The sequence below is a fragment of the Roseicyclus sp. genome, assembly GCF_052168335.1.
GTDB lineage: Bacteria > Pseudomonadota > Alphaproteobacteria > Rhodobacterales > Rhodobacteraceae > Roseibacterium.
Window position 1 is genome coordinate 1 of record NZ_JBQLZP010000132.1, and the last position, 7,635, is coordinate 7,635.

6 protein-coding genes are annotated in these 7,635 nt (G+C 71.3%); all 6 read left to right on the forward strand.

Annotated elements, in window-relative coordinates:
• Window positions 1-808 (forward strand): YcjF family protein (locus ACTS11_RS04200; RefSeq protein WP_442639091.1); only part of this gene is annotated, 808 nt, incomplete at its 5' end.
• Complete coding sequence (locus ACTS11_RS04205; protein ID WP_442639092.1) at window positions 798-1,541, forward strand: gamma-glutamylcyclotransferase; 744 nt, start codon at window positions 798-800, stop codon at window positions 1,539-1,541. The genes ACTS11_RS04200 and ACTS11_RS04205, both read left to right, overlap by 11 nt.
• Window positions 1,542-1,544: 3 nt before the next feature.
• Window positions 1,545-3,158 carry an FAD-dependent oxidoreductase gene (locus tag ACTS11_RS04210; RefSeq protein ID WP_442639093.1) on the forward strand — a complete coding sequence of 538 codons (1,614 nt, stop codon included), beginning with the start codon at window positions 1,545-1,547 and terminating at the stop codon, window positions 3,156-3,158.
• A gap of 116 nt (window positions 3,159-3,274) precedes the next feature.
• Entirely contained in the window at window positions 3,275-4,207 is a 933-nt protein-coding gene (locus ACTS11_RS04215; protein WP_442639094.1) for a DMT family transporter, read from the forward strand.
• 44 nt (window positions 4,208-4,251) lie between these two features.
• Window positions 4,252-4,980 (forward strand): VIT1/CCC1 transporter family protein, encoded by a 729-nt coding sequence (locus ACTS11_RS04220; RefSeq protein WP_442639095.1) that lies wholly within the window; start codon window positions 4,252-4,254, stop codon window positions 4,978-4,980.
• A gap of 179 nt (window positions 4,981-5,159) precedes the next feature.
• A partial coding sequence (ileS, locus tag ACTS11_RS04225; protein ID WP_442639096.1) for an isoleucine--tRNA ligase occupies window positions 5,160-7,635 on the forward strand: 2,476 nt, incomplete at its 3' end.

Consider the following 7,635-nt stretch of genomic DNA (forward strand, 5'->3'; position numbering starts at 1 on the left):
CCTCTCCATCGCGGCCTGGGACTTCGTCACGGGCCTTCTCGCCGCCAACCCTGTCCTCGGCTGGATCGCCACGGGGCTGATCGCGGCGGTGCTGCTCACGCTCCTCCTCATCTCGTTCCGCGAACTGGCGGCTTTCGCGCGGCTCGGGCGGCTCGACACGCTCCACCGCGAGGCCGAGGCGGCGCTGTCCTCCGACGATCTCGCCGCCGCGCGCCGCGTGACCGACCGGCTTTCGGAGCTCTATGCCGGACGCCCCGAGCTGCGCCTCGGCCGCGAGGAACTGGCCCGCCACCGCGACGAGAGCTTCCACGCCGGGGGCCTGACCGCGCTGGCCGAGGCGCGGCTTCTCGCCCCCCTCGACGCCGCCGCCGCGCGCGAGGTCGAGGCCGCCGCGCGGCAGGTGGCGACGATCACCGCGCTCGTGCCCCTCGCCTTCGCCGACGTGATCGGCGCGCTGACCGCGAACCTGCGCATGATCCGCCGCATCGCCGAGATCTACGGCGGGCGGTCCGGCACGCTCGGCGCCTGGCGCCTCACGCGGGCGGTGATGACCCATCTCGTGGCGACGGGGGCCGTCGCGGTGGGCGACGACCTCATCTCCTCGGTCGCCGGCGGCTCGGTCCTGTCGCGCGTCTCCCGCCGCTTCGGCGAGGGCGTGGTGAACGGCGCGCTCACCGCCCGCGTCGGCGTCGCCGCGATGGAGGTCTGCCGCCCGCTGCCCTTCGGCAAGGGGCGGAGGCCCAGCGTCACCACGCTGGTGCGCCGCGCGCTGACCGGCCTCTTCGGAAAGAAGGTCGATGAGGCCTGATCCCTTCCGCCACCATCCCGGCCTCAGGGACAAGGTGAAGCCGCACCACGCGTCCTTCTTCCGCACGATCACCACCGAGATCGTCCGCGAGAGCATCGCGGCCCAGGGTCTGCCCGTGACCTTCCCCTTCCATGGCGAGGCGGAACGCGAGGCGCTCCGCGCCGAGGCGCTGCGGGGCCATTCGGGCGACCTCCTGATCTTCGCCTACGGCTCGCTCCTCTGGGACCCCGCGCTCGACTTCGCCGAGGTGCGCCGCGCCCGCGCGCCCCTCCACGCGCGCCGCTTCATCCTCGTCGACGTCCATGGCGGGCGCGGAACTGCGGAGCGTCCGGGCCTCATGGCCGCCCTCGACCACGGCACCGGATGCGACGGGCTCGTCTTCCGGATCGAGGCCGCCAGGGTCGAGGAGGAAACCGACATCCTCTTCCGCCGCGAGATGATCGGTCCGGGCTACCTCGCGCGTTTCGTGCCGGTGGAGACGGCGGAAGGGACGGCCCGCGCGCTGACCTTCCTCGCCGATCCCGCCGACCCCCTGATGCGCCCCGGCATCACCCGGGCCGAGCAGGTGCGCTATCTCGCGACCGGCGAGGGCTTCCTCGGGACGAGCGCGGACTATCTTCGCAATGTCGTCGCACATCTGCACGACATGAGGATTCCCGACCCCGATCTCGACGCGCTGCTCGCCGAGACGGAGGCCGAGATCGCCCGCCTTCGGGCCGCACAGGGGGAGTGACACATGGAAACGCTGGCCCAGGACCTCCGCACGATGGTGCGCACGCCGCTCACCGATGGACACGTCGCCGCCATGCGCCGCGTCGGCCGGGAGGAGCGCGTCGCGGCGGGAGACCTCGTCTTCCGCACCGGCGAGGCGCAGGACCGCTTCGCCTACGTCCTCGAGGGAGAGCTTGCGGCGACCGATCCGGTGACGGGCGAGAAATACGGCGAGGCGACGCTCGGGCCCGGGCAGTTCTTCGGCGACATCTCCTTCCTCTGGGGCGGCGCGATGATGCTCGGCGCGCGCGCGGTCCGGGACACGCGGCTTCTCTGCGTGGACCGCGACGAGATGCTATCGCTCATGCGCCGCAACCCCGAGGTGTCGGACATCGTCATCACCGTCTTCGCCGCGCGGAGGCGCGGCCTCCTCGAGAGCGGACGGGCCAGCCTCACGCTCATCGGCGCGGAGGCCGACCGCACGATCCGGGCCATCGCGAGCTTCGCGGGGCGCAACCGCATCCCCTTCCGCTCGCTCACGCTGGCGGAGGCCGAGGCCGAGGCGCTGGCCCATGCCTGCGGGATCGCGCCCCGCGCGCCGGCCGTGATCTTCGGCAAGGACGAGCCCCTCGCCGACGCGACCCCGCGCAGCATCGCCGCCCGGCTCGGCCTCGACCTCGCCTTCGACGAGGGCGACCGCGTGGACGTCCTGATCGTCGGCGGCGGGCCCGCGGGCATCGCGGCGGCGGTCTATGCCGGCAGCGAGGGGCTCTCGGCGCTCGTGGTCGAGGATCTCGCCATCGGCGGGCAAGCCGGGCAGTCGAGCCGGATCGAGAACTACATGGGCTTTCCAACCGGGATCTCGGGGGCCGACCTCTGCTGGCGCGGCGAGGTCCAGGCGATGAAGTTCGGCACCCGCTTCGCCGTGCCCCGCCGCGCCGCGGCGCTTGAGACCGACGCCGATGGCTTCCGCGTCACGCTCGACGACGGCGCGATCGTCTGCGCGCGCTCGGTCGTCGTGGCGACGGGGGTGCAGTACCGGCGGCTGCCCATCGAACGGCTCGCCCATTTCGAGAGCGCGGGCATCTACTACGCCGCGACCGACGTGGAGGCGCGCTGGTGCCGCGACAGCGAGGTCGCGGTGATCGGCGGCGGCAACTCGGCGGGGCAGGCGGCGATGTTCCTCGCCCGCACGGCCCGGCACGTCCACCTGCTGGTGCGGGGGCGGTCGCTCGCCGCCTCGATGTCGCATTACCTCTCGAACCGGCTCGAGGCGCATCCGCGGATCACCATCCATTACCGGACCGAGATGACCTGCCTGCACGGCGAGGACCACCTCGAGGCGGTGACGATCCGCGACCACGGGGGCGGACAGGACTGGCGGCTCGAGACGCCCTCGGTCTTCGTGATGGTGGGGGCCGCGCCGAACACCGGGTGGCTCTCGGGGCACGTCGCGCTCGACGACAAGGGGTTCGTGCTGACCGGGGACGAGGCGGGCTCGGGCTCGGCCTACGCCACGTCCTGCCCCGGCATCTTCGCGGTCGGCGACGTGCGGGCGGGATCGGTCAAGCGGGTGGCGAGCGCGGTCGGCGAGGGCTCGGTCGTCATCAGCCGGGTCTGGAGCCACCTCAACCCCTGAGGCGGCGCGGATCCGCCGGCGGATCCGCCGGAAAGGCCGGCCTTTCCGGCCGTTTTCCGCGCGGAAAACGGACCCGCGCCCCTGACAAGCGGCGCGATCCGTGCCAGAGCGGGGGGATGAGCCGCACCGCCGCCCCCGTTCTCCATGTCGACCGCCCGCTTCTCGGCATCGTCCTGATGCTGGGCTTCTGCACCATCGTTCCCTTCGCCGACGCGCTGGCCAAGATCCTCGGCGCGGGCTACCCGCTCGCCCAGCTCGTCCTCGTGCGCTTCATCGCGCAGGCCGTGCTTCTCCTGCCCGTCGCGCTCTGGATGCGCCGGCCGCTCTTTCCCTCCGCGCGCGTGGCACGTCTCACGGTCGTGCGCACGCTCCTGCAGATGGCGGGGATCGGGCTCATGTTCGCCGCCCTGCGCTACCTGTCGCTCGCCGAGGCGGTGGCCATCGCCTTCGTCATGCCCTTCATCATGCTCCTGCTCGGCTGGTTCTATCTCGGCGAGGAGGTCGGGCCCCGCCGCCTCGGCGCCTGCGCGGTGGGCTTCGTCGGCACGCTCATGGTCGTGCAGCCGAGCTTCGCCGCCGTCGGCTGGCCCGCGCTCCTGCCGCTCGGCGTCGCGGTGGTCTTCGCGCTCTTCATGCTCGTCACCCGGCAGATCGCGCGCGAGATCGACCCGGTGGCGCTGCAAGGCGCGATGTCGCTGATCGCGCTGCCGCTGCTCCTGCCGCTTGCGGTCCTGCCGGTGCAGGGCGAGTTGCCGCTCGTGGGCTGGATCACGCCCGGGGGCTCCGACATCGCGCTCTTCGTGGCGCTCGGCGTGGCGGGATCGTTCGCGCATCTCCTGATGACATGGGCGCTGCGCTTCGCGCCCTCGGCGACGCTGGCGCCGATGCAGTATCTCGAGATCCCCATCGCGGCGCTCGTCGGCCTCGCGCTCTTCGCCGAGTTCCCGAACGGCCTCGCGCTGCTCGGCATCCTCGTGACCATCGCGGCCGGGCTCTACATCGTGCTCCGCGAACGCGCGCTTTCCCGCGCGGCGCCGCCCGCGGCTTGATCTGACGCAAGGCGCGGGCCCCGCGGAGGCCGCAGGGTCGGCCCATGGACAGCCGCCAAGCCACGCCCGAGCACGGGCACAGCCAGCGCGAGGTCGAGGACCGGATCGGCGCGCCCGCCGGAAGCGGGCGGCTGCGCGACACGGTCTACGGCGCGATCGACGGCGCGGTGACGACCTTCGCCATTGTCGCGGGCGTCGCGGGCGCCGGGCTCTCGCCCTATGTCATCGTGGCCCTCGGTCTCGCCAACGTGCTGGCGGACGGCTTCTCGATGGCCGCGGGGAATTACTCCGGCACCAAGGCCGAGCGCGACGACGCGCGCCGCCTCGCCATCGTGGAGCGCCGCCACCTCGCCGAGGCGCCCGAGGGCGAGCGGCGGGAGATCCGCGAGATCCTGCGCCGCAAGGGCCTGTCGGGCGAGGTGCTGGAGGGGGCGACGGAACAGATCGCCCGGAACCGGGACGCGGCGGTGAAGCTGATGCTGACCGACGAATACGGCCTTTCTCCGGTGGAGCCGAACCCGATGCGGGCGGCGGTCGCGACCTTCCTCGCATTCCTCGCAGCCGGGATCGTGCCGCTCCTGCCGTTCCTTCTGGGCTTCGGCAACGCCTTCGCGGTCTCGGCGGGAATGACGGGCGTGGTCTTCTTCGCCATCGGCGCCGCCAAGTCGGTCTGGTCGGTCGCGCCCTGGTGGCGCTCGGGGCTCGAGACGCTGGTCATAGGCGGCGCGGCGGCGGGGGTCGCCTATGCCGTGGGCTCGCTCTTCGCGGCCTGAGGGCCTTTACGGGCCGCCGCCCCGCGCCTATACGCTGATCCCATGACGCGCAGCTTCGCCATCGTCATTCGAATTACGGGCCCGGCGCTCACCTCCTGAGCCGCCGGGACAAGGTGCTTGAGCATTCGCACCGCCCTGTTATTCCCCCGACCTGACAGACGAGACAAGGAGCACGGCCCATGTGCGCCGACGAGACCGCGGGCGTGGACTACAAGGACACGCTGAACCTGCCGAAGACCGACTTCCCGATGCGCGCGGGCCTGCCGCAGCGCGAGCCCGACTGGCTCGCCCGGTGGGAGCGGATCGGCGTCTACGACCGGCTGAGGGAGAAGGCCGGTCGTCCTCCGTTCACGCTGCACGACGGCCCTCCCTACGCGAACGGCAACCTCCACATCGGCCACGCGCTCAACAAGACGATCAAGGACATCATCGTCCGCTCGCACCAGATGATGGGCCATGACGCGCGCTACGTGCCGGGATGGGACTGCCACGGTCTGCCCATCGAGTGGAAGATCGAGCAGCAGTACCGCGAGAAGGGCCAGGACAAGGACGCCGTCGACGTGGTCGAATTCCGCCAGGAATGCCGCCGCTTCGCCGAGCACTGGATCGACGTCCAGCGCGCGGAGTTCAAGCGCATGGGCGTGACCGGCAACTGGGCCGATCCCTACCTCACGATGGACTTCCACGCCGAGCGGGTGATCGCCGAGGAGTTCATGAAGTTCCTCATGAACGGCTCGCTCTACCAGGGCTCGAAACCGGTGATGTGGTCTCCGGTCGAGAAGACGGCGCTCGCCGAGGCGGAGGTGGAATACCACGACCGGCAGACGGACGCCGTCTGGGTTCCGTTCCGCGTGGTGCCGAAGTCCGAGAAGATGGCGCTTCTCGACGACGAGCCGACGGCCTTCAACGAGTCGCTGCACGCGCTGACGTCGTCCGACCTCGACACGGCGAAGGTCGTCATCTGGACGACGACGCCCTGGACCCTGCCGCAGAACCGGGCGATCTGCTTCGGGCCGGACATCGCCTACGGGCTCTACGAGATCACCGGCCGCCCCGAGGAATGCTGGGCGCGGATCGGCGACCGCTACCTGCTGGCCGACGCGCTGGCCGAGGAGGCGCTCGGCGCCATGCGGCTCGAGCCGTCGATGTACCGCCGACTGCGCGACGTGACGGCCGATGAACTCGGCGCGCTGAGCTGCGCGCATCCGCTGCGCGGCGCCGAGGGCGCGGGCGGAGAGTGGGACTACGACGTGCCGCTCTTCCCCGGCGAGCACGTCACGGACGACGCGGGCACCGGCTTCGTCCACACCGCGCCCAGCCACGGCGACGACGACTTCGAGATCGGGCGCAGGCACGGCCTGGCCATGACGCACAACATCCTCGACGATTCGTCCTTCCGCGCCGATCTTCCCTTCTTCGCGGGCGAGCGGATCATCCGCGACGACGGCAAGGCGGGTGGCGCCAACAAGGCGGTGATCGACAAGCTGGTCGAGGTGGGCAGGCTCCTCGCCCGCAAGCGCATCACCATCTCCGACGCGCATTCCTGGCGGTCGAAGGCGCCCGTCATCCGCCTGAACCGCCCGCAGTGGTTCGCGGCCATCGACGTGCCCCTGAACGACGGGCAGGACGACTACGGCCGCACGATCCGCGCGCGGGCGCTGAAGTCGATCAACGACCTCGTCACCTTCACGCCGGTCTCCGGGCAGAACCGCCTGCGGTCGATGATGGAGACGCGGCCCGACTGGGTGCTCTCGCGCCAGCGCGCCTGGGGCGTGCCGCTGACCTGTTTCGTGAAGATCGGCGCCAAGCCGGGCGACGCGGACTTCCTCCTGCGCGATCCGGCGGTCAATGCCCGCATCCTCGACGCCTTCGAGGCCGAGGGCGCGGACGCGTGGTACAAGCCGGGCGCCAAGGCGCGCTTCCTCGCGCCCGACCACGACCCCGAGGCCTACGAACAGGTCTTCGACATCCTCGACGTGTGGTTCGATTCAGGCTCGACCCACGCCTTTGTCCTGCGCGACCGGCCGGACGGGACCGAGGACGGCATCGCCGACGTCTACATGGAGGGCACCGACCAGCATCGCGGCTGGTTCCACTCCTCGCTCCTGCAGGCCTGCGGGACGATCGGGCGCGCGCCCTACCGCAACGTGGTGACGCACGGCTTCACGCTCGACGAGAAGGGCATGAAGATGTCCAAGTCGCTCGGCAACATCGTCGCCCCGCAGGAGGTGATCGACCAGTACGGCGCGGACATCCTGCGGCTCTGGGTGGCGCAGGCCGACTACACCGCCGACCAGCGGATCGGACCCGAGATCCTGAAGGGCACCGCCGACAGCTACCGGCGGCTCCGCAACACGATGCGCTTCATGCTGGGCTCGCTCTCGGACTTCACCGAGGCCGACCGGGTCGAGGCGGCGGAGATGCCGGAGCTGGAACGCTGGGTGTTGCACCGTCTGGCCGAGCTCGACGCGACGGTCCGCGAGGGCTATCGCGCCTTCGACTTCCAGGGCGTGTTCCAGGCGGTGTTCCAGTTCGCGACGACCGACCTCTCGGCCTTCTACTTCGACATCCGCAAGGACGCGCTCTACTGCGACGGGAACACCCTGCGGCGGCGGGCGGCGCGCACCGTGCTCGACCTCCTGTTCCACCGGCTGA